General features: G+C 62.0%; 23 protein-coding genes. All 23 read left to right on the forward strand.

Features of this window, described 5'->3' with window-relative positions:
• The first annotated feature begins 47 nt into the window (after window positions 1-47).
• The 23 genes from feoB (at window position 48) to ptsP (ending at window position 20,764) form a co-directional block, all read left to right on the forward strand.
• Window positions 48-2,024, forward strand: coding sequence for a ferrous iron transport protein B (gene feoB, locus EDC39_RS02750; RefSeq protein WP_148894660.1), 1,977 nt, complete (start codon window positions 48-50; stop codon window positions 2,022-2,024).
• The gene (locus EDC39_RS15255) at window positions 2,021-2,191 is read left to right on the forward strand and encodes a hypothetical protein (protein WP_187426611.1); all 171 of its coding nucleotides are present in this window, start codon (window positions 2,021-2,023) and stop codon (window positions 2,189-2,191) included. The genes feoB and EDC39_RS15255 overlap by 4 nt, the downstream gene beginning before the upstream one ends.
• Window positions 2,188-2,835: a metal-dependent transcriptional regulator gene (locus EDC39_RS02755; RefSeq protein WP_148894662.1), complete on the forward strand. Its 648-nt coding sequence runs from the start codon at window positions 2,188-2,190 to the stop codon at window positions 2,833-2,835. Before EDC39_RS15255 ends, EDC39_RS02755 begins: the two co-directional genes overlap by 4 nt.
• A 142-nt stretch (window positions 2,836-2,977) precedes the next feature.
• Entirely contained in the window at window positions 2,978-4,969 is a 1,992-nt protein-coding gene (locus EDC39_RS02760) for a substrate-binding domain-containing protein (RefSeq protein ID WP_148894664.1), read from the forward strand.
• A gap of 92 nt (window positions 4,970-5,061) precedes the next feature.
• Window positions 5,062-5,820, forward strand: coding sequence for a 3-deoxy-manno-octulosonate cytidylyltransferase (gene kdsB / locus EDC39_RS02765; protein WP_148894666.1), 759 nt, complete (start codon window positions 5,062-5,064; stop codon window positions 5,818-5,820).
• Window positions 5,821-5,934: 114 nt separating this feature from the next.
• A complete protein-coding gene (locus EDC39_RS02770; protein ID WP_148894668.1) occupies window positions 5,935-7,551 on the forward strand; it encodes a CTP synthase in 1,617 nt (538 codons plus the stop codon).
• Window positions 7,548-8,393 carry a 3-deoxy-8-phosphooctulonate synthase gene (kdsA, locus tag EDC39_RS02775; RefSeq protein WP_148894670.1) on the forward strand — a complete coding sequence of 282 codons (846 nt, stop codon included), beginning with the start codon at window positions 7,548-7,550 and terminating at the stop codon, window positions 8,391-8,393. The genes EDC39_RS02770 and kdsA overlap by 4 nt, the downstream gene beginning before the upstream one ends.
• Complete coding sequence (locus EDC39_RS02780; RefSeq protein ID WP_148894672.1) at window positions 8,390-9,352, forward strand: KpsF/GutQ family sugar-phosphate isomerase; 963 nt, start codon at window positions 8,390-8,392, stop codon at window positions 9,350-9,352. The genes kdsA and EDC39_RS02780 overlap by 4 nt, the downstream gene beginning before the upstream one ends.
• A gap of 9 nt (window positions 9,353-9,361) precedes the next feature.
• Window positions 9,362-9,880 (forward strand): KdsC family phosphatase, encoded by a 519-nt coding sequence (locus tag EDC39_RS02785; protein ID WP_148895079.1) that lies wholly within the window; start codon window positions 9,362-9,364, stop codon window positions 9,878-9,880.
• A gap of 100 nt (window positions 9,881-9,980) precedes the next feature.
• Window positions 9,981-10,538: an LPS export ABC transporter periplasmic protein LptC gene (lptC, locus tag EDC39_RS02790; protein WP_187426612.1), complete on the forward strand. Its 558-nt coding sequence runs from the start codon at window positions 9,981-9,983 to the stop codon at window positions 10,536-10,538.
• Window positions 10,535-11,035 carry a lipopolysaccharide transport periplasmic protein LptA gene (lptA, locus tag EDC39_RS02795; protein ID WP_148894676.1) on the forward strand — a complete coding sequence of 167 codons (501 nt, stop codon included), beginning with the start codon at window positions 10,535-10,537 and terminating at the stop codon, window positions 11,033-11,035. The genes lptC and lptA overlap by 4 nt, the downstream gene beginning before the upstream one ends.
• On the forward strand, window positions 11,013-11,738 hold the full coding sequence (gene lptB / locus EDC39_RS02800) for an LPS export ABC transporter ATP-binding protein (RefSeq protein WP_148894677.1): 726 nt from the start codon (window positions 11,013-11,015) through the stop codon (window positions 11,736-11,738). Before lptA ends, lptB begins: the two co-directional genes overlap by 23 nt.
• 56 nt (window positions 11,739-11,794) lie before the next feature.
• Window positions 11,795-13,276 carry an RNA polymerase factor sigma-54 gene (rpoN, locus tag EDC39_RS02805; protein ID WP_148894679.1) on the forward strand — a complete coding sequence of 494 codons (1,482 nt, stop codon included), beginning with the start codon at window positions 11,795-11,797 and terminating at the stop codon, window positions 13,274-13,276.
• A 75-nt stretch (window positions 13,277-13,351) separates the two neighbouring features.
• The gene (hpf, locus tag EDC39_RS02810; protein WP_148894681.1) at window positions 13,352-13,903 is read left to right on the forward strand and encodes a ribosome hibernation-promoting factor, HPF/YfiA family; all 552 of its coding nucleotides are present in this window, start codon (window positions 13,352-13,354) and stop codon (window positions 13,901-13,903) included.
• A gap of 71 nt (window positions 13,904-13,974) precedes the next feature.
• On the forward strand, window positions 13,975-14,436 hold the full coding sequence (locus EDC39_RS02815; RefSeq protein WP_148894683.1) for a PTS sugar transporter subunit IIA: 462 nt from the start codon (window positions 13,975-13,977) through the stop codon (window positions 14,434-14,436).
• Window positions 14,437-14,486: 50 nt separating this feature from the next.
• Window positions 14,487-15,461 carry an HPr(Ser) kinase/phosphatase gene (gene hprK / locus EDC39_RS02820; protein WP_148894685.1) on the forward strand — a complete coding sequence of 325 codons (975 nt, stop codon included), beginning with the start codon at window positions 14,487-14,489 and terminating at the stop codon, window positions 15,459-15,461.
• Window positions 15,458-16,321 (forward strand): RNase adapter RapZ, encoded by an 864-nt coding sequence (gene rapZ / locus EDC39_RS02825; protein WP_148894687.1) that lies wholly within the window; start codon window positions 15,458-15,460, stop codon window positions 16,319-16,321. The genes hprK and rapZ overlap by 4 nt, the downstream gene beginning before the upstream one ends.
• Before the next feature lie 5 nt (window positions 16,322-16,326).
• On the forward strand, window positions 16,327-16,725 hold the full coding sequence (locus EDC39_RS02830) for a PTS sugar transporter subunit IIA (RefSeq protein ID WP_148894688.1): 399 nt from the start codon (window positions 16,327-16,329) through the stop codon (window positions 16,723-16,725).
• A gap of 28 nt (window positions 16,726-16,753) precedes the next feature.
• The gene (locus EDC39_RS02835) at window positions 16,754-17,233 is read left to right on the forward strand and encodes a PTS system mannose/fructose/N-acetylgalactosamine-transporter subunit IIB (RefSeq protein ID WP_187426613.1); all 480 of its coding nucleotides are present in this window, start codon (window positions 16,754-16,756) and stop codon (window positions 17,231-17,233) included.
• Window positions 17,230-17,934 carry a PTS sugar transporter subunit IIC gene (locus EDC39_RS02840; RefSeq protein WP_148894692.1) on the forward strand — a complete coding sequence of 235 codons (705 nt, stop codon included), beginning with the start codon at window positions 17,230-17,232 and terminating at the stop codon, window positions 17,932-17,934. Before EDC39_RS02835 ends, EDC39_RS02840 begins: the two co-directional genes overlap by 4 nt.
• Before the next feature lie 14 nt (window positions 17,935-17,948).
• Window positions 17,949-18,686 carry a PTS system mannose/fructose/sorbose family transporter subunit IID gene (locus tag EDC39_RS02845; RefSeq protein ID WP_187426614.1) on the forward strand — a complete coding sequence of 246 codons (738 nt, stop codon included), beginning with the start codon at window positions 17,949-17,951 and terminating at the stop codon, window positions 18,684-18,686.
• A gap of 46 nt (window positions 18,687-18,732) precedes the next feature.
• Complete coding sequence (locus EDC39_RS02850) at window positions 18,733-18,999, forward strand: HPr family phosphocarrier protein (protein ID WP_148894696.1); 267 nt, start codon at window positions 18,733-18,735, stop codon at window positions 18,997-18,999.
• Complete coding sequence (ptsP, locus tag EDC39_RS02855) at window positions 18,980-20,764, forward strand: phosphoenolpyruvate--protein phosphotransferase (RefSeq protein WP_148894697.1); 1,785 nt, start codon at window positions 18,980-18,982, stop codon at window positions 20,762-20,764. The genes EDC39_RS02850 and ptsP overlap by 20 nt, the downstream gene beginning before the upstream one ends.
• Window positions 20,765-20,796: the final 32 nt, after the last annotated feature.

Raw genomic sequence — 20,796 nt, forward strand, 5'->3', positions numbered from 1 at the left:
GAAAACGGTTTTCAATAGAGGGGTGTTTCCCTGACGGAGTCATTTTGATGAAGTGTGCAGTCGAAAACCCGGTACAGGCCGATCAGAACCTTCGCCGCATCTTTCTGGTCGGCAACCCCAATGTCGGCAAGAGCGTTCTGTTCAATGCCCTGACGGGGGCCTATACCACGGTTTCCAACTATCCCGGCACCAGCGTCGAGGTCTTTCGCGGCACCTGTGAAATTCATGGCGTCCGCTACGAGGTGCTGGACACGCCGGGCATGTATTCGTTGCTGCCGATCACCGAGGAGGAGAGGGTGGCGCGTGACATGCTGCTGAACGAGCGGCCGGATGTGGTACTGCACGTCATCGATGCCCGCAACATCGAGCGCATGCTGCCCATGACCCTGCAGCTGATCGAGGCCGGCCTGCCGGTCATCCTGGTGGTCAACATTCTGGACGAGGCCGAACGGCTCGGTCTGCGTTTCGACCTGCATCTTCTGGAGGAGAAGCTCGGCATTCCCGTGGTCGGGGCGGCGGTTCGCCGGCGTCGGGGACTGAAGGAGATCCGGGCCGCCATTGTCGGCTTCGATCCGAGCCAGAAGGCGGTCTTCGGTTACGCCGTCGATCTCGAGCGCGACATTTCACGCGTCACTTCCTGCTTGAGCGGGCAGTACGGTCTGGATGCCCGCGCCATGGCGCTGCTGTTGATGCAGCGTGACGAGTCGCTGACCGAACTGGTCCGTTCGGTCGAAAAGGACAATTTTGCGGTGGTCGAGGGGGCGATCAACGAAATCGCCTTCGATCGCCGGGTCGATCTGCATTTGCGCATCAGCCTGGAGCGCAAGCGGGTCTGCAAGGGGGTTCTCGAAGGCGTTATCAGCGAGGACGGACAGAGAGCAATCGACTGGGCGGGGAAGCTCTCCGAGCTGACCATGAATCCTTGGACGGGGGTTCCCCTGTTGCTGCTGGTGCTCTATTTCGGCCTCTATCAGTTTGTCGGCAACTTCGGTGCCGGCACCATCGTCGACTTTCTCGAGGGGGGACTGTTTGAAAAAAATCTCAACCCCTGGTTTATCGATTTCTGCCGCACCTATCTGCCTTGGAACTGGCTGTTTGAGCTGTTGGCCGGCGAGTACGGCATCTTCACCCTGGGCGTCCGTTATGCCGTGGCCATCGTCTTGCCCATCGTCGGCACCTTTTTCATCGCTTTTTCGGTAATCGAGGACTCTGGCTACTTCCCCCGGCTGGCCATGCTGGTCGACCGGGTCTTCAAGCAGATCGGTCTCAATGGCCGGGCGGTCATTCCCATCGTCCTCGGCTTTGGCTGCGACACCATGGCGACCATCGTCACCCGAACCTTGGAGACCCGCAGGGAGCGGCTGATCGCCACCCTGCTGCTGGCGCTCGCCATCCCCTGCAGCGCCCAGCTCGGCGTTATTCTTGGCTTGCTCTCCGCCGTGCCGGGGGCGCTGGTCATCTGGGGCGGCAGCATGGCCGGACTCTTTCTGTTCATCGGCTTTCTCTCGGCCCGGCTGATGCCGGGCGAAAAGCCGATGTTCTACATGGAAATTCCGCCCATGCGCCTGCCGCAGCCGCGCAACGTGCTGGTCAAGACCCTGACCCGGATGCAGTGGTATTTCCTTGAAATCTTCCCCCTGTTCATTCTGGCGTCGGTCATTCTCTGGGCGGGCAAGATGACCGGGGCCTTGCAATGGCTGGTTGAGGTCATGCAGCCGGTGATGCGTCTGCTGGGATTGCCGGGCCAGACCGCCGCCGCCTTCATCTTTGGCTTTTTCCGGCGGGATTTTGGTGCCGCTGGTCTCTACGATCTGCAGACGAAGGGGATTCTCTCCCCAGCCCAGTTGACGGTGGCGGCGGTGACGCTGACCCTTTTCGTGCCCTGCGTCGCCCAGTTTTTGATCATGAAGAAGGAGCGTGGCTGGAAGGCGTCGCTGGCCATTTTCGCGGTTGTGACCCTGCTGGCGTTCAGTGTCGGTTTCGGCCTGAACCGCTTGCTGCTGCTGACTGGGGTGCCAGGATGATCTGCGGTTTCTGTCACCGGGAGATTCCCGAAGAAACGCCCGAGAAGGGTTGCGGCCGCTGCGGAGGCGGTTGTCGCAAGGTACACTGTCCCTATTGCGGTTACGAAAATCCCCTGCCGTCGCCTCTTCTCGAGCGGTTGCTGGGGCGCAAGGAGAAGAAGAAATGAACGTATCGGAAAAGGCGGAAGAGATTCTCGAGACGCTCTGGATCGCCACCGAAGAAGAGGGGGAGAACGCCGCCCATTTCGAGCGGCTGCGCATCGGTTCCGATGACGAGGGGCTGGAAGAGCTGAAGAAGCTGGCCTATGTTGAGGTCAAAGGGGAGCGGGTCTACCTGCGGCCCGAGGGACGGGAGGAGGCCCGGATGACGGTGCGTCGGCATCGCCTGGCCGAGAGGCTGATGATGGACGTTCTCGACTTCAAGGGAGAGGCCGGCAACGCCAAAGCTTGCGAATTTGAGCACCTGCTGCATCACGGTGTCGATACCAAGCTCTGCACGCTGCTCAACCATCCGACCACCTGCCCGCACGGCAAGCCGATTCCGCCCGGTAGCTGCTGCGAGCAGGCCCGCCGCGAGGGAACCCCCGGTGTTGTCGCCCTGACTGAGCTGAAGGCGGGCGAGCGGGGCGAGATCGCCTACCTGTCGACGGACAACGAGAAGAAGATGCAGAAGCTGATGAGCATGGGGGTGTTGCCGGGCAACGAAATCCTGCTCAGCCGGACCTTCCCCAGCTATGTCTTCAAGGTCGGTTATTCGGAGTTTGCCGTCGACGATGAACTCGCCCGCGAGATTTTTGTCCGCAGGAGCTAGGCCCCCTCGCCGCCACGGTCTGTCCGGCCGCGCCAAGGTGCTTGAACTGTGCATGACGCCGGTGTAAGGTAGGGCGTGATTCACGAGCGACGCGCCCGGGCCCGGCCGGTCGCCAATCATTGCTCCAAGAGGGGTTTGCTTCATGCCTCCTGCCTGGTTCAGCCGCATCCGTCTGGCTGCCGGCCTCCGCCGTCTTTTTCTGTTTTCACTTGTCGTGCTCTCCTTCTCGCCGTCCCCGGCACAGGCGAAAGATCTTGTTTTCGGCTATACCCCTGAAGTTTGCGACCTGATTCGGACGACGGATCAGGCCGATGCCCTGGCCGCCTATCTGTCCGAACAGCTGGGACGCAGGGTAGTGCCCAGGGCGTTCCGCTCGGAAAGGAATCTCCACTACTGGCTCGACAGATTCCGTGAGGTCGATCTGGCGGTGGTCAGCGCCGGTTATCTCTCCCGCAATGGCAGGGGGGGGCTCATTCCGGTCGCCGGCTACGTTCGAAAATCGGATGGCCGTGACGGACAGGGTATGGTCGTTGCCAGGCGGGGATTTTCTCCGGCTCTTTTCGTTCGGACCGGCAATGCCCTTGCCGGGTTGTCGTCCGGCGAGCTGCTCGGTGTCCTCGATGTCCTGACTTTCTATCGGCCCGGCGAAAAGCCGGACATGGTCGTGAGGGGCACCGATGAGCACGGCCGGACATCCCGGCCGGCAAACGACAATGGGACAGACCTGCCTGCCGAGGTTGACGTCGGTTTGCCAAGGGTTGTCATCGATTCTCCGGCCGACCGGGCGGTTCTCAACCGGACGCCCCGGCTTGTCTACGATGCCGACGGGGGAGACGTCGACATTCTGCTCGACGGCAAAAAGGTTGGGGATGTCGACGAGGCCCTCAAGAAACTTGGCGACGGGCTGCATCGTATCGTGGTCCGGGTGCGTGACGAGCGGGGACAAAGTGCCGAAGACATGGTGAGCTTTACTCTCGATCGCACCCCGCCGCAACTGGTTCTGCTCAGTCCGCCGGAGGTGAGCCTCGAGTCGGAGCCGGTCATCGACTGGCGTTGTGAAGGGAACGGGATCAATGTTTTTCTCGACGGCGAAGCCGTTCAGGTCGCGGCAAAAGAACGTCTGCCGAGTCTGTCCGACGGAACCCATCATCTGCGGCTGGAATGTGTCGACGCTGCCGGCAATATCGCCTGGCTTGAGCGGGAATTCGTCATCGATACCCTGCCCCCGGTCTTTACCGTTGCCCCCCTGCCTGCGACTGTCGGCGGTGGTCGCCTGACCGTGCACGGCACCAGGGAGCCGGGTTCTTTCATCGACCTTGTCACGGTTCCGGGAGCAAGGGTGTCCGAAGCCCGTTATCCGGCCGGCGACCGTTGGGAGATCGATGTAGACGGCCTGGAGAATGGTCATTATTTTCTGGTCGTGTCGGCGCGTGATGCGCATGGCAATTCCGGTCGCCTGCGGTTCGAACTGCAGGTTGAACGGAAGGCTCCCCGCGTTCGCATCCTGGCCCCGGCCGTCGGCCTGACCTACGACAACACTCCGTTGCTGCAGTTTCAGGTCGAGCGGGGAAAGGTCAGAGTCCTGGTGGATGGCGAGGTGGTCGACAAGTATTCCGGCATGGCTCTTGATCCCCTTGCTCCCGGCGAGCATGTCGTGCGGGTTGAAGCGGTTGACGATTTCGGCAACCGGGGGTATGCCGAGTGCCATCTGGTGATTGTCGAGTCTGAACCGCCGCCGGTGCGGACGGATACCGGTCCCTGGTTCGAACTGTTTTCCGCCCGTCTCGACCGGCCGCTGCTCGAAAATGGTTCCGACCGGCCTCTGGTTCTGTCGATCGGCCCGCTCAGCTTCCCCGGCGAGACGGTCTATATCGAGCAGTGGGCCGACAGCAACGGCAACGGTGTCGCCGATGCAGGCGAACAGGTGATTCGCACCTTCCGTCTGGTCGATGGTCTGGCATCGCCGAGCTCGCTGGTCCCGGGGGACAGTGACGGTGTCGCCGATGGCCGCATCCGGGCGGAACTTTCGCCGCGGGTTCTCCATGACCGCATGGACGGGGCGAAGCACTACGTGCTGCTGATCATGGCCGAGCACGACCTGGCCGAGGTTGCCTTCCGGGTGGCGACCGACTAGCCCCGGCTTCGGGGCGGTTGACAGCCGTTCGGCCTTTCTTTACAGTACGCCGCTGTTTGTCGTGCCACCGGCCGCTTTACTGGAGGGTTTGCATGGATATCACCATCGTCATTCCGGCCCGTTACGCTTCGACCCGGTTTCCGGGCAAGCCGCTTGCCGATCTTCTCGGCAAGCCGATGATCCAGTGGGTCTACGAGAGGTGCCGCGACTCCCGGCTGGCCCGCCGGGTGCTGGTGGCGACCGATGACGGCCGCATCGCCGATGCCGTCCGGGCCTTCGGTGGCGAGGTGATGATGACCCGGTCCGACCATCCGACCGGCACCGACCGCCTGGCCGAGGTTGCCGAGTCGCTTGCCGGCGACCTGATCATCAACGTGCAGGGCGATGAGCCGCTGATCGATCCGCAAAGCATCGATTTGGCGGCCGAGCCCCTGCTCGAAGACGAAAGTGTCGCCATGGGCACGCTCTGCACGCCGCTGGCCTCGGCCGACGAGTTCATGAACCCCAATGTGGTCAAGGTGGTCTGCGACGGACGGGGGCGGGCGCTCTACTTCTCCCGCGCGCCCATTCCCTGGCCCCGAGACATGGCCGAACGCATGGACGAGGTCCTGCGGGTGACGCCCGCCCGCAGGCATATCGGTCTTTACGTCTACCGGCGGGACTTCCTGCGGCGTTTCCCGTCTCTGCCCAGGACGCCGCTGGAGCAGCTCGAATCGCTGGAGCAGCTCAGGGCGCTGGAGCACGGATACGCCATAATGGTCCGTCAGGTAGCCGATCACTCCCTCGGGGTCGATACCCCGGAGGATCTGGAACAGGTTCGTTCCCTGCTTGCGGGCAAGGCGGAGCTTTAGTCTTTTCCCCGGTCGCAAGGCCATTGTATGATACGCGGCTGGTCGGAGTGCTGAAAACGACCGGCCGGCCGGTGTGTGAATTCCGTACGTAGCGATGAGAGTCAAGGAGCCTTCATGAAAACCAAGTTTCTCTTCATTACCGGCGGTGTCGTCAGTTCACTCGGCAAGGGGCTGTCGGCGGCGGCCATCGGCGCCCTGATGGAGGCGAGGGGCCTGCGGGTCTCCATGCAGAAGATGGACCCCTACATCAATGTCGATCCCGGGACCATGAGTCCCTTCCAGCATGGCGAGGTGTTCGTGACTGACGACGGGGCCGAGACCGATCTCGATCTCGGTCACTACGAGCGCTACACGTCGGCGACTCTCAGCCGGAAGTCGAATTTCACCACCGGCCAGGTCTACGACTCGGTCATCCGCAAGGAGCGCCGGGGCGATTATCTGGGCGGCACGGTGCAGGTCATTCCGCACATCACCAACGAAATCAAGAGCAAGATTCTCGAGAACGCCAGGGGAGTCGATCTGGCCATCGTCGAGGTTGGTGGCACCGTCGGCGACATCGAGTCGCTCCCCTTTCTCGAGGCCATCCGCCAGTTCCGGGCCGACCGGGGGGCTGACAACGTCCTCTACATCCATCTCACCCTGGTTCCCTACATCCAGACGGCGGGGGAGCTGAAGACCAAGCCGACCCAGCACAGCGTCAAGGAACTGCGCGAAATCGGCATCCAGCCCGACATCCTTCTGTGTCGCTGCGACCGGGAGATCCCGCGCGACATGAAGGCGAAAATCGCCCTGTTCTGCAATGTCCGCGAAGAGGCGGTCATCACCGCCCGTGACGTGCAGTCGATCTATGAAGTGCCGATCGCCTTTCACAACGAGGGGCTCGACGAGCGGATCATCGACTATCTGAATATCTGGACCAAGGCCCCGGACCTGTCGGCCTGGGAGCGGATCGTGCAGCGGGTCAAGGAGCCGGCCGGGGAGACGACGATCGCCATCGTCGGCAAGTACGTCGAGCTGAAGGAGAGCTACAAATCCCTGTCCGAGGCTCTGGTCCACGGCGGCATCGCCAACAACTGCCGGGTCAACCTGAAGTATGTCGATTCCGAATCCCTCGAGCGGCACGGCATCAACGCCACCTTCGACGATGTCGATGGAATTCTGGTGCCCGGCGGTTTCGGCGAACGGGGGAGCGAAGGCAAGATCGCCGCCATCGGTCATGCGCGCGAGCAGCGGATTCCCTTTTTCGGCATCTGCCTCGGCATGCAGATGGCGGTGGTTGAATACGCCCGCAACGTCTGCGGCATCGAGGATGCCCATTCCTCCGAATTTCACGACGATGCCGAAAATCCGGTCATCCACATCATGGAAGAACAGAAGCGGGTGCGCGGCAAGGGGGGGACCATGCGCCTCGGCGCCTATCCCTGCGTTCTCGGCGAAGGGACCCTGGCCCGCCGCATCTACGGCACCGACCAGATTTCCGAACGGCATCGTCACCGCTACGAATTCAACAACGCCTATCGCGAACGGCTGCAGGAATGCGGGCTGGTTCTCTCCGGGATCAATCCCGATTCGGATCTGGTCGAGATCGTCGAAATGAAGGATCATCCCTGGTTTCTCGGTTGCCAGTTCCATCCCGAGTTCAAGTCCCGGCCGATGGATCCGCATCCCTTGTTCGAATCCTTTGTCGGTGCCTGCCTGAAGCAGGGGCAGGCCAGAAGGGGAGACGCATGAAGAGAGTGAAAGTCGCCGGTTTGAGTATCGGCGGAAACGAACCGTTGGTGCTGATCGCCGGACCCTGTGTGATCGAAGATCTCGACCGGACTTTGCGGATCGCTGATTTTCTGGCCGGACTGAGCGCCAGGCTCGGATTCGGCCTGGTGTTCAAGGCATCCTTCGACAAGGCCAACCGCTCCTCCTCGAAATCGTACCGCGGACCGGGGCTGGAAAGGGGGCTGGAGATACTCGCCCGGGTCCGGGAGAAGACCGGGTTGCCGCTGATTTCGGACATCCACGAAACCGGGCAGGTCGAAGCCGCCGCCGAGGTGCTCGATATCCTCCAGATCCCGGCCTTCCTCTGCCGGCAGACCGATCTGCTGCAGGCGGCGGCGCGCACCGGCAAGGTGGTCAATGTCAAGAAGGGGCAGTTCATGGCCCCCTGGGACATGCGCAACGTGCTGACCAAGATCGGGGAGGCCGGTGGCGAGTCGGTGCTGTTTACCGAACGCGGCACCACCTTCGGCTACAACAACCTGGTGGTCGACATGCGGTCGCTGGCCTTGATGCGGGAGCTGGGGGTACCGGTGGTGTTCGACGCCACCCACGCCGTCCAGTTGCCCGGGGGGGCCGGCGATTCCTCCGGCGGCCAGCGGCAGTTCGTCGCCGGCCTTTCGCGGGCCGCCGTCGCCATGGGGGTCGACGCCCTCTTCTGGGAAGTGCACGACGATCCGGACCGGGCCCTGTGCGACGGTCCGAACTCGCTGCCGCTCGATCAGCTGGAATCCCTCATCGGCGAGATATTGCGGATCGACCGGCTGGTCAAGACCGGCCAGGCAGCCGGACAGGAGGGAGCATGATCGAAAAAGCCAGACGCGTGCTCGAAATCGAGGCCGAAGCCGTTCTGGCCCTGCGTGACCGGATCGACGGAGCGTTCAGCCGGGCCGTACGGATGATTCTCGACTGCAAGGGCCGGGTGGTCATCACCGGCATGGGCAAATCGGGGCTGATCTGCCAGAAAATAGCCGCCACCATGGCCTCGACCGGGACGCCGGCGCTCTTTCTGCATCCGGCCGAAGGGATTCACGGCGATCTCGGCATGCTGATGAAGGGGGATGTGGTGATCGCCGTCTCCAATTCGGGCGAGACGGAAGAGGTGGTGCGCATCCTGCCCGTCATCAAGCGGATGGGGCTGCCGCTGATCGCCATGTCGGGACAGCCGAACAGCACCCTGGCCCGGGCCGGCGACGTCTTTCTTGACATTTCGGTGGCCGAGGAGGCCTGTCCGCTGGGGCTGGCGCCGACGGCGAGTACCACCGCCACCCTGGCCATGGGGGATGCTCTGGCCGTGACCCTGCTGGCGGAGCGTGGTTTCAGCGAAGAGGACTTTGCCCTGTTTCATCCCGGCGGAGCTCTCGGCAAGCGGCTGCTGCTTCGGGTCGAGGACATGATGCATACCGGTGAGGATGTCCCCCTGGTTTCCGAGGAGACCCTGCTGCGTGACGGTCTGTTCGAGATAACCAGCAAGAAACTCGGCATCACCGGCGTGGTGAACGGGCGGGGCGAACTGGTCGGCGTCTTTACCGACGGCGATCTGCGCCGGGCGCTGGAGAGGGGCTACGAGGTTCTCGAGCGGCCGATGCGCGAGGTCATGACCTGCCATCCGAAACGGATTCTGCGTTCGAACCTGGCGGCCAAGGCCCTGCAGCGGATGGAAGAGTTTTCCATCACTTCCCTGTTCGTTTTCGAGGACGACCAGGCCAGGGTCCCGGTCGGCATCGTCCATTTGCACGATCTGCTCAAGGCCGGAGTCATCTGAATGAAGGAAATGGAAGACAGACTGCGGAAAATACGGCTGTTGTTGCTCGACGTCGATGGCGTTCTGACCGACGGCCGTATCATCATCAACGATCGCGGCGAGGAGACCAAGGCCTTCCATGTGCGCGACGGACACGGTATGAAGCTGCTGCAGCGCTCCGGGGTGCGCATCGGCATCATCACCGGCCGCCAGTCCCGGGTGGTTGCCCACCGGATGCGGGAACTCGGGGTCGATCTGGTCGTTCAGGGCAGCAAGAACAAGCTGCTTCCTTTCCGCCGCATTCTCGAGCAGGAGGGGTTGGGGGAGGACGAAGTCGCCTACGTTGGTGACGACCTGGTCGATCTGCCGATCCTGCGCCGGGTCGGGTTCGCTGCGACGGTGGCGGACGCCTGCGAGGATCTGGTTTCGCACGTCCATTACGTGGCCTCCAGACGGGGAGGTGACGGTGCGGTTCGGGAGATCTGCGAGATGATTCTCAAGGCCCGCGGCGACTGGGAGGAGGTCACGGCCCGCTACTGGCAGGATTGAATACAAAAGTTGTGCCAAGAGTCTTCGGGTGGCTTTACTCGCACTGTCGCCGATGCTATACTGCCTCCCGCCTATGAAAGCCCTTCTGTCGTTCCGAAATATGCTTCTGGTCGCCTTTGTCGTACTCGCCGTGCTGCTGGCCTTCGTTGTCGGCCGGCGTTACCAGCCGGTCGAGGAGGCGATCACGACGGCACAGCCCGCCGGAGACGCCGATCTTTCCCTGGACAACATCGACTATACCGAAACCCGCAACGGCCGTGCCGTCTGGCGGCTGCGGGCCGTCGGTGGCAGTCACGACCTGCAGGCCGGGGTGACCCGGCTGCGGCAGGTCGACCTGGTCTTCTATGGCCGGGAGGGGCGCGGTGATCTGCGCCTGACCGCCGATCGCGGCGTCTGGGACAGCCGTTCAGGGCGGCTCGAGGCTTTCGGCCACGTGCGGGCCAGTGACGACAGAGGCTATGTCCTGACGTCGGAGCGCATGTTCTACGACCAGAACCGACGGCTGGTCTGGACGGATGGTCCGGTGCGCCTGACCTCGACGGCGATGGAAGTGCGCGGGCGCGGATTGCGCCTGTTTGTCGATCAACGCAGGCTGCGGCTGCTTTCGGACGTCTGGTCACGCTGGCAGCTCGGGCCGCTTGCCGAGGAGCGGGGATGAAACGACGGTTCTGTCTTATCTTTCTTGTCTGTCTGCTGGCCGTGCCCTGTCCAGTGCCGGCGGCCGATGCTTTCAACCGGGACGCGCCGCTCGAGATCACCTCCGACCGGCTCGAAGCGGACGATGTCAGCAAGACGGTCGTTTTCATCGGCCACGTTGTCGGCAGGCAGGACGATCTGACCATCCACGCCGGACGGCTGACCGTCCATTATCGGCAGGGACGGCAGATTCGCACCATCGTTGCCGAAGAGGATGTGCGCATCATCCAGGGTGAGAGGGTGGCGACGGGGCAGAAGGCCGTCTTCGACCGGCAGGAGGCGACGATCGTTCTGACCGGCGACCCGCGGGTGAACCAGGGCAAGGATTTCGTGGCCGGCGAGCGGATAACAGTCTTTCTGGACGAAAAGCGCAGCCTGGTCGAAGGAGGAGAGAAGGAACGGGTCAGGGCGCTTTTCCATCCACGGAGCAAGGATAATGGCCAAAACCCTGCGCGCTGAAAAGCTCTGCAAGACCTACCAGAGGCGGCAGGTGGTCAAAAATGTCGATCTCGAGGTCTCTTCGGGACAGGTGATCGGTCTTCTCGGCCCGAACGGTGCCGGCAAGACCACGTCATTCTACATGGTCGTCGGCCTGGTCAAGCCCGACAGCGGCCGGGTCTTTCTCGACGACAGGGAGTTGACCGAGATGCCCATGTATCGACGCGCCCGGTCAGGCATTTCCTACCTCCCTCAGGAGGCCTCGGTTTTCCGCAAGCTGACGGTCGAGGAGAATCTGCTGGCCATTCTCGAAACTCTTGATCTGAGTCGGGAGCAGCAGCAGCAGCGCAAGCGGCAGTTGCTTGAGGATCTGCGGTTGACGCACGTAGCCGCCAGTTATGGATATGCCCTGTCGGGCGGCGAGAGACGGCGGCTGGAAATCGCGCGGGCGCTGGTCATCGAACCCGACTTCATTCTGCTCGACGAACCCTTCGCCGGCATCGATCCGCTGGCGGTCATCGATATTCAGAACATCATCAGGCATCTCAGGGAGAACGGGATCGGCATTCTGATTTCCGATCACAATGTACGTGAAACCCTCGGTGTCTGCGATCGGGCCTACATCCTCAACGAAGGGGAGGTTCTCGAGTACGGAACCCCCGAGGAGATCGCGGCCAGCGAGAGGGCGCGGGAGATCTATCTCGGCGACAAGTTTCGTCTTTAGAAAAGTGCGGTGCGATGGTATTCTCTCGGCAATACCGACCGTGAATGGGAGTTTGAATGGCACTGGAAATACGCCAGCAGCTTAAACTCAGTCAACAGCTTGTCATGACCCCGCAGCTGCAGCAGGCGATCAAGCTGCTGCAGCTCTCCAGGATGGAGCTCATCGACGTCGTCCGTCAGGAACTGGAAGAAAATCCGGTTCTGGAAGAGAGCTCGGACCTGCCCGAGGAAAAGGGGATCGAGGCCGAGGCCGGCGAGGGAATCGACGGTCCGGAAGCGGCGGAAGATGTACCGGAAGCGGCTCCCGAGGCCGAAATCGCGGAGGAGATGCCCCAGGAACCTTCCGCGCTCAGGGACGAAGTCGACTGGCAGGCCTATCTCGAGGGGTACACCCAGTCGAGCACGGCGCCCGACATCTACGAGGATGACGAAGACCGCCCCTCGTACGAGAACCTGCTGACCCGCAAGAGCACCCTGGCCGAACATCTCATGTGGCAGCTCAACCTGAGCAGGGTGGACGACCGCATCCGGGCCATCGCCGCCGAAATCATCGGCAACCTGGGTGGTGACGGCTATCTGCAGGCGAGTCTGGAGGAGATCGCCGAAAGTTCGGGTGCCCCGCTGCAGGACGTGGAGAAGGCGCTGGAGGTGGTCCAGGATTTCGATCCGCCCGGCGTCGCCTGCCGCAACCTGCAGGAATGTCTGCTCAGGCAGGTGCGACATCTCGGCATGGAGGGTTCGCTGGTCGAGACCATCCTCCGCGATCACATCGCCGAGCTCGAATCACGCAAGTACCAGGCGATCGCCCGCGCCCTCGGTGTCAGCCTGGACGAGGTCCTGGGGGCGGCAAAGATCATTTCCAACCTCGATCCCCGGCCGGGCAGCGCCTACGACAGTGACGACATCCATTACATCACCCCCGACATCTTCGTGCACAAGATCGGCGACGAATATGTTGTCGTTCTCAACGACGAGGGGCTGCCCAACCTGAAGATCAACTCCTTCTACCGGACCGCCCTGTCAGGCAACAGCAACATCGATCCGAAGGCGGGCGAGTACATCCAGGAAAAGATGCGCGGTGCCCTGTGGCTGATCAAGAGCATTCACCAGCGGCAGCGCACCATCTACAAGGTGACCAAGAGCATCGTCAAGTTCCAGCGCGAATTTTTCGACAAGGGGATCGAATATCTCAAGCCTCTGGTTCTGCGCGACGTGGCCGAGGATATCGAGATGCACGAATCGACCATCAGCCGGGTCACCACCAACAAGTACGTACAGACGCCGCAGGGGCTTTTTGAGTTGAAGTTCTTCTTCAACAGCGGTATAAGCACCACCCGGGGCGAGACCATTGCTTCGGAGAGCGTCAAGAGCAAGATCAAGGAGATCATCGCCGGAGAGGATCCCAAGAAACCCTACTCCGATCAGAAGATCGTCGAGATTCTGCGCCAATACAATATCGACATCGCCCGCCGTACGGTAACCAAATACAGAGAGATGCTGGGCATCGGCTCGTCAACGGAACGTAAAAGGCTCTTTTAACTGGCCAATCGCCCCGCAAAGGCTATACTTTTTCACACAGGTTACCCTAACTGGCTGGTTGATCAGGAGGTTTGCATGCAAGTTACCACGACATTCAGGCACATGGAAGTCAGCGCGCCGATCCGCGAATATCTCGAGGAGAAGCTTGCCCGGGTCAAGAAGTACATCGACGAACCGATCGACGCCCAGGCCGTTCTGTCGGTCGAGAAGAAGATCAGGCACTGCGTCGAGGTGACGCTGGTGGCCAAGGGCATCATCATCAAGGGAACCGAAACCACCAACGACATGTACGCCGCCATCGATTCGGCCGTCGACAAGATAGAGCGGCAGCTGCGCCGTTACAAGGAGCGCATCAAGCGGCACAAGCCGTTGTCGGGCCGCGAGCGGCAGGTGCGCAAGGCGATCGTTCAGGCAGAGAGCCTCGAGGAGGTCGATGCCGAGCCGGTGATCATCAGGACCGAGACCTTTTTCGTCAAGCCGATGTCGGTTGAGGAGGCGGTCATGCAGATGGATCTGCTGGAAAAGAATTTTCTTGTCTTCACCGATGCCGACACCGAGGAGCTCAATGTCGTCTACCGTCGCAGTGACGGCAACTACGGCCTGATCACTTCGCAACAGAAAGACTGAAAAATTCATTCAAACGCAGGGGAAGGGGGGGACACCTCTTCCCCTGCCGTCTATTCGGTGTGTGACCAGTGATGAAACTGACTGAACTGTTGAATCCGGAAGCGATCAATCCCGAACTGAAGGCCGCCAGCAAAAACGATGTCCTTGTCGAGTTGACCGATGCCCTGCTCAGGGTCGAACCCGGGCTCAACCGGGACGAGGTCGTGGATGTGCTCAAGGAGCGCGAGCGACTGGGCAGCACCGGCATCGGCGACGGCGTGGCTATTCCCCACGGCAAGCTCAAGCATCTCGACAAGTTGCTCCTTTCCTTCGGCCGCAGCCGCAGCGGGGTCGACTTCGACTCCATGGACGGCCAGCCGGCCCGGCTCTTTTTTCTGCTGGTCGCACCCGAGGATTCGGTCGGAGTTCATCTCAAGACCTTGGCCCGCATTTCCAAGCTGCTGAAAAACGCCGAAGTGCGGCAATCCCTGATTGATGCCGAGGACGCGGGGGCGATTTATGACATCATTGCCCGCCAGGAGGAGCAGCTCTAGCCCGGGGGCGACAGTAGGCTGGCCCTTTCCAGCCAGCCGGGATGCGTGGAATGCCTGGAATCACCATCGAAGAAATACTGAGCGAAAAGGAGGCCGGACTTGATCTGGAGCTTCTTTCCGGGGAAGGGGGGTTGCGCCGGCAGGTCAGGGTGCCGCGCATCCAGAAACCGGGTCTGGCTCTGGCCGGTTATGTCGAGAACCTGCATGCCGACCGACTGCAGGTTCTCGGTTCGACCGAACTCACCTATCTGGCGCAGCTTCCTGCCGAAAAGGTCGAACAGAACCTGCGCAAGCTTTTTGCCGTTGAAATTTGCGGTTTCATCATAACCAAGGGGCAGCAGGTTCCCGAGCTGCTGGTCAAGCTGGCGGAAGAACGCAGGATTCCCCTGCTTCGCACTCACCACCAAAGCTCCACATTCATTTCCCTCGTCACCAATTTTCTGGAAGAGCGTCTGCTGCCGTCGACCACCATTCACGGCGTGCTGGTCGACGTGCTGGGCGTTGGCGTGCTGCTGCTGGGAAAGAGCGGCATCGGCAAGAGTGAGTGCGCCCTCGACCTGGTGCTGCGCGGACACCGTCTGGTGGCCGACGATGTGGTCAAGGTGCGCAAGAAGCTGCCCGCGGTCCTGTTCGGCGAGGGAATGGACCTGCTTCACTATCACATGGAGATCCGGGGGCTCGGCATCATCAACATCAAGCACCTGTTCGGGGTGGCTGCCATCCGCGAGCGCAAGAAGATCGATCTGGCTCTGGAGCTGGTGGCCTGGGAAGACGGCCGGGCCTACGACCGGCTCGGTCTTGAGGAGGAGACTCACAGCATTCTCGACATCGAGATTCCGCTGCTGAAGATTCCGGTGCGGCCCGGACGCAACATCACCAGCATCGTCGAGGTGGCGGCGAGAAACCAGCTGCTCAAGGAGATGGGCTACAACAGCGCCGTCGAATTTCAGGATCGACTCGAAAAACGGATGGCCGAAGTGGCCTGGCAGCATGCTCACCGGATCATCGGAGACGATCTCGAATGAGCGGACGCAGGGTGGTCATCATCACCGGCCTTTCGGGGTCGGGCAAGAGCTGTGCCGCACGCGCCCTCGAGGATGCCGGATTTTTCGTTGTCGACAATCTTCCCCTGCCCCTTCTGCCCCAGTGCCTCGGCCTGACCGGCACGGGCGGTGTGAACGTTTCCGAACTGGCGGTCGTGATCGATGTCCGCAGCCGCGAATTTCTCAGTGATCTCGAAAATGTCTTCGCTGCGGTCCGCCGGGCCGGCTATCGCCTCGACATCCTGTTTCTCGACGCCAACGACGAGGTGATCGTCCGGCGTTTTTCCGAGACCCGCCGCCGGCATCCCCTGGCCGGTTCGAGTCAGGTTCTCGACGGGGTGGCCCGCGAGCGGGAGTGTCTGCAGCAGTTGCAGCAAATGGCGACGCTGCAGATCGACTCGTCCTGGCTGACTCCGCATCAGCTGCGCGACCAGGTGGTGCAGGCCGTCTGCGGCGCCGGAGCGGGGGCCATGTCGGTGCTGCTGCAATCTTTCGGTTTCCGTTTCGGGGTGCCGAAGGAGTCCGATCTGGTATTTGATGTCCGCTTTCTGCCCAATCCGCATTTCATTTCCGAACTGAAGCATCTGACCGGCATGGATCCCGATGTCCGCCGGTTCGCCCTCGAAAATCCCCTGGGCAGGACATTTCTTGACAAGCTCAGCGGTTTGCTGGCATTTCTGCTTCCTGAATACCAGCGGGAAGGGAAGAGCTACCTGACCCTGTCGATCGGCTGCACCGGCGGCCGCCACCGCAGCGTCGCCGTTGTCGAGACCCTGCGCCACACCCTTTCGGGGCGGAAGCTGAAGGTCGATGTTTTGCACCGGGACGTAACCAAGAAATAGGATCGATGATCGGACTTGTCATCGCCACCCATTCGCGCCTCGCTCACGAACTGCTCGCCGCTGCCGAGATGATCATCGGTCCCTGCCGCAATGCCCGGGCGGTCGCCATCATGCGCGAACATTCGCTGGACGACATCCAGCGCGAGATCGGAGCGGCAGTCGAGGCGGTCAGCCAGGACGGCGGGGGGGTGGTGATCATGACCGACATGTTCGGGGGGACGCCTTCCAACGTCAGCCTCACTTTTCTGAAGCCGGAGAGCGTCGAGGTGGTGACCGGCGTCAATCTCCCGATGGTGATCAAATTCTTCAACAGCCACGACAGATTGGGGTTGAAAGAGCTGTGCGACATGCTCAAGGCCTATGGCCAGCAGAGTATCGTACTGGCCAGTGAATTCCTTCGTTGATTCTGATCGTCGGGATGGAGCAGGTGACATGGCAGTTGTTCTCGCCCGCATAGACAACCGGCTGATTCATGGGCAGGTACTCGAGGCCTGGGTTCCGCATACCCGGGCCGACTGCATCGTGGTGGCTAACGACCGGGTTGCGGCCGAACCTCTGCGGCGAACGATGATGGCGGCCGCCGTGCCCCGGAACATCCAGGTCATTATCGGCTCGGTGGAGGAACTGCAGGAGCAGTTCAGCAACGGTCGGCTTTTGGAGCGCCGGGTGCTGCTGCTGTTCGAGACCTCGGATGACGCTCTCAGGGCCCATCAGCTCGGTTTTCCCTTCGATACCCTCAACCTCGGTAACATGCATGCCGGCGAGGGAAAACTGCGCTACAGCTGCACCATCGCCCTCGACGAACAGGACATCGGCAATCTGGACCGGCTGGAGAAGGAAGAAGGCGTCCGCATCGTTTCCCAGTGTGTGCCGGGGGATCGGGCGCGGCCCTGGAGGAAGCTGATTCCGTGAGTTTTTCGTCTTTCGAACTCTGGCCGCTGCTGCCGGGGGCGGCGGTGGCGCTGGTCGCCGGACTGGATCGCATGGCCCTCGGGCAGGTGATGCTCTGCCGACCGCTGGTCTGTGCCCCCGTCGCCGGCTGGCTGCTTGGGGTGCCGGAGGCGGGACTGCTCGTCGGCGCCCTGACCGAGCTGGTCTGGCTCGGTCGGCTGCCGGTCGGGGCGGCGATTCCGCCCGACGATACCCAGGTCGCCATCGGCGCGACCACCCTGACGGCTCTGCTGGCCGACGGCGGAGACACGCTAGGCGCGCTTCCTCTGTTCTGTCTGCTGCTGGCGATTCCCCTGGGCAAGGTGGGGCAGTGGTTCGATCACTGGGCGCGAAGGCGCAATGACCGGCTGCCGGGTCGGGTGGAGGCGGCTTTGAAAGCCGGCCGGGACAGGCAGATCGAACGCCTCCACCTGCGCGGACTGGTTCATTTTGCCCAGGCCGGACTGATGACTTACCTGGTGATCGCCCTGGGTGGCTATCTTGTCGCCATCGTTTTGTTGCCCATCGGCATGCCGCTGGTCGGCAGCGTGAGGTTGCCGGTCGAACTGGCCCTGCCACTGGTAGGTGCGGCGGTACTGATCGCGACTCTGAATGTCAGTCGGGCGCTGACCCTGTTCGGAGCCTCGTTTTTGGCCGTCTATCTTGCGGCATGGGTGTTCTGATGACCGGAGCAGCATTGTCGAAGGCTGTTCTGCGTCGCTGTGCCTGGCGAACCTTTCTGCTGCAGGCCAGCTGGAGTTTCGAAAAGATGCAGGGGCTGGGGGTCCTGTTCGTCATGGCGCCGGCCATTCGTTCCCTCTATCGGGGTGAAGAACGCATCGCCGTCTTGCGTCGTTTTTTGGGCTATTTCAACACCCACCCCTTTCTGGCCTCGCCGGTTCTGGGGGGAATGCTCCGGTTCGGGGAGGATGGTGGAAAGTCTCGTTCCGGGATGGCCGGGACCGATTTCGGCAACATGCTGATGGCTCCCTACGCCGCCATGGGCGATGCCCTGTTCTGGGGCGGTTTGCGGCCGCTGGCGGCGGTCATGGGCCTCTTCTTTGCCGTTCGGGGTTCGTTCTGGGGCGCGGCGGTGCTGCTGGTGGTCTTCAATCTGCCGGCCATCTATTTTCGGCTCGTCTGCTTTTATCGCGGCTATCGGGAAGGTGGCGGCATGGTCGAAACCATTCAGCGCTGGCGGCTGCCGGATCTGGCCATCCGGATCAAGGAGGCGACGGTCGTGCTGCTCGGCGGTCTCTGTGCCACCTGGATGGTCAGTGGCCTCGAACGGGAAGGGGCGGCGCCTGCCTGGGGGCTGCTGGCGCTGCCGGCGGTCTGCGTTTTTGGCTGGCTGGTGCGCATCGGCGTATCGCCGTTGATGATCATTTTCAGTGTGGTTGCATTGATGATACCGCTGGCGATGTTCCTGCAGTGAGGTTTTCCCTGCTGGTGGAGTTGCTGTCGAAAGGATTCTTTGGGGGATGATTGAAAGGACTTTCACCATTGTCAACCGTCTCGGACTGCATGCTCGCGCCGCTGCACAACTGGTGCAGACGGCCACGAAGTTCAAGGCGGACATTCTGGTCGGCAAGGACGATCTGGAGGTGAACGGCAAGAGCATCATGGGGATTCTCATGCTTGCCGCGCCGAAGGGATCGGTTATCCGCATATCCATCAATGGAGAGGATGAGGCCGAGGCGATGGAGACTCTCGGCGGACTGATCGAAGATGGTTTCGGCGAAGACTGAAATAGTTCCCGACACCTTTCTGGTCGGAATCGGCGTCTCGCCGGGGATCGCCATCGGACAGGCGCATCTGCTCAGCCGTGCCCGCATGGCCGCCATCGAACGTTCGATCGATCCGAGCGACGTCGATGCCGAAGTCGCCGCCTTCGAGGAGGCGGTCGAACAGTCTCGGCGCCAGCTCGAGGAAGTCAAGCGCAAGATCGCGGTACAGCATCCCGAGGAGCATCTCTACATCATCGACACCCACCTGATGATGCTCAACGACCAGATGCTCCACGACGAGACGGTGCATGGCATCCGCGACCGGCTGCTCAACGCCGAAGGCGCCCTCAAGCGGGCCCTCGACCGGTTCCGCTCGGTCTTCGCCAACATCGAGGACGAGTATCTGCGCGACCGGGCCGGCGATGTCGAGTCGATCGGCGAACGGCTGCTGCGCAACCTGATGGGCGAGTCGCGCCAGGAGCTGTCGCAGCTCGATCACAAGGCCATCGTCGTGGCGCATGACCTTTCGCCGGCCGAGACCATGCAGATCGACCGGGACAAGGTGCTCGGTTTCGTTACCGATGTCGGCGGCCGCACCTCCCATACCGCCATTGTCGCCCGGTCGCTGGGCATACCGGCCGTCGTCGGTCTCGAGAACGTGACGGCCATGGTTCCAGGCGGCACCCCGATGATTATCGATGGCGGCGCCGGCACGGTCATTCTCAACCCGACCGAATCGACCTTCAGGGAGTACCTGCAGAAGAAGCAGCGCTACGAGTATTTCGAGAAGGAGCTGCTCAGCTACCGCACCCTGCCGGCCGAGACGCCGGACGGCCACCGGCTGATTCTGCGCGGCAATGTCGAGTTGCCCATCGAGGTCGACCAGGTCAGGGAACAGGGCGCCGAGGGGATCGGACTCTATCGGTCGGAGTTCCTCTTTTTCGGCCGGCTGACGCCTCCGGACGAAGAAGAGCAGTACCAGGCCTACCGGCAGCTGATCGAAAGTGTTGCCCCGCACGAGGTCACCATCCGCACCCTCGATGTTGGCGGTGACAAGTTCGTTCCCGACATCAACCTTGCGGACGAGGCCAACCCGGCTCTCGGCCTGCGGGGTGTTCGTTTTTCGCTCGCCGATCGCAGTCTGTTCAAGACGCAGTTGCGGGCGATTCTGCGGGCCTCGGTCCACGGTCCGGTGCGGGTCATGTTCCCCATGGTGAGCGGAGTGGCCGAGGTGCGGGGTTGCCGCGCCATGCTCGAGGAGGCGAAGGACGAACTCAAATCCGAGGGCCTGCTGTTCGACGATCGTCTGGCGGCCGGCATCATGGTCGAAACCCCGGCAGCGGCCTTCATCGCCGACCAGCTTGCCGAGGAGGTCGATTTCTTTTCGGTCGGCACCAACGATCTGGTGCAGTACTGTCTGGCGGTTGATCGCGGCAACGAGCACGTCGCCTATCTGTACGAACCGCTGCATCCGGCCATTCTCAGGGCGTTGCGGATGGTTTGCGAGGCGGGGAGAAGGGCCGGCATCAGTGTTGCCATGTGCGGTGAGATGGCGTCCGAATCCCTCTACCTGCCGATTCTGCTCGGGCTTGGATTTACCGAGCTGTCGATGAACGCGCCCTGCATTCCACGGGTCAAACGCATCGTCCGGCAGGTCCGCAGAAGCGAGGCCGAGGAGCTGTTGGCGGCGGCGCTCGAGATGAAGACCGCGACCGAGGTCGCCGCTTTTCTCGAACAGGAGATGGCCAGTCGCTTTCCCGGTATATACGGTACAACCAACATCTGAGACGGTTGCAACGCGCTGCTTGACACGGCAGG

Origin of the sequence: Geothermobacter ehrlichii (genome assembly GCF_008124615.1) — a bacterium.
GTDB lineage: Bacteria > Desulfobacterota > Desulfuromonadia > Desulfuromonadales > Geothermobacteraceae > Geothermobacter > Geothermobacter ehrlichii.

Coding starts and splice junctions, on each gene's coding strand:
- feoB (WP_148894660.1), top strand. CDS start 48: ATGAAGTGTGCAGTCGAAAACCCGGTACAGGCCGATCAGAACCTTCGC.
- EDC39_RS15255 (WP_187426611.1), top strand. CDS start 2,021: ATGATCTGCGGTTTCTGTCACCGGGAGATTCCCGAAGAAACGCCCGAG.
- EDC39_RS02755 (WP_148894662.1), top strand. CDS start 2,188: ATGAACGTATCGGAAAAGGCGGAAGAGATTCTCGAGACGCTCTGGATC.
- EDC39_RS02760 (WP_148894664.1), top strand. CDS start 2,978: ATGCCTCCTGCCTGGTTCAGCCGCATCCGTCTGGCTGCCGGCCTCCGC.
- kdsB (WP_148894666.1), top strand. CDS start 5,062: ATGGATATCACCATCGTCATTCCGGCCCGTTACGCTTCGACCCGGTTT.
- EDC39_RS02770 (WP_148894668.1), top strand. CDS start 5,935: ATGAAAACCAAGTTTCTCTTCATTACCGGCGGTGTCGTCAGTTCACTC.
- kdsA (WP_148894670.1), top strand. CDS start 7,548: ATGAAGAGAGTGAAAGTCGCCGGTTTGAGTATCGGCGGAAACGAACCG.
- EDC39_RS02780 (WP_148894672.1), top strand. CDS start 8,390: ATGATCGAAAAAGCCAGACGCGTGCTCGAAATCGAGGCCGAAGCCGTT.
- EDC39_RS02785 (WP_148895079.1), top strand. CDS start 9,362: ATGGAAGACAGACTGCGGAAAATACGGCTGTTGTTGCTCGACGTCGAT.
- lptC (WP_187426612.1), top strand. CDS start 9,981: ATGCTTCTGGTCGCCTTTGTCGTACTCGCCGTGCTGCTGGCCTTCGTT.
- lptA (WP_148894676.1), top strand. CDS start 10,535: ATGAAACGACGGTTCTGTCTTATCTTTCTTGTCTGTCTGCTGGCCGTG.
- lptB (WP_148894677.1), top strand. CDS start 11,013: ATGGCCAAAACCCTGCGCGCTGAAAAGCTCTGCAAGACCTACCAGAGG.
- rpoN (WP_148894679.1), top strand. CDS start 11,795: ATGGCACTGGAAATACGCCAGCAGCTTAAACTCAGTCAACAGCTTGTC.
- hpf (WP_148894681.1), top strand. CDS start 13,352: ATGCAAGTTACCACGACATTCAGGCACATGGAAGTCAGCGCGCCGATC.
- EDC39_RS02815 (WP_148894683.1), top strand. CDS start 13,975: ATGAAACTGACTGAACTGTTGAATCCGGAAGCGATCAATCCCGAACTG.
- hprK (WP_148894685.1), top strand. CDS start 14,487: ATGCCTGGAATCACCATCGAAGAAATACTGAGCGAAAAGGAGGCCGGA.
- rapZ (WP_148894687.1), top strand. CDS start 15,458: ATGAGCGGACGCAGGGTGGTCATCATCACCGGCCTTTCGGGGTCGGGC.
- EDC39_RS02830 (WP_148894688.1), top strand. CDS start 16,327: ATGATCGGACTTGTCATCGCCACCCATTCGCGCCTCGCTCACGAACTG.
- EDC39_RS02835 (WP_187426613.1), top strand. CDS start 16,754: ATGGCAGTTGTTCTCGCCCGCATAGACAACCGGCTGATTCATGGGCAG.
- EDC39_RS02850 (WP_148894696.1), top strand. CDS start 18,733: ATGATTGAAAGGACTTTCACCATTGTCAACCGTCTCGGACTGCATGCT.
- ptsP (WP_148894697.1), top strand. CDS start 18,980: ATGGTTTCGGCGAAGACTGAAATAGTTCCCGACACCTTTCTGGTCGGA.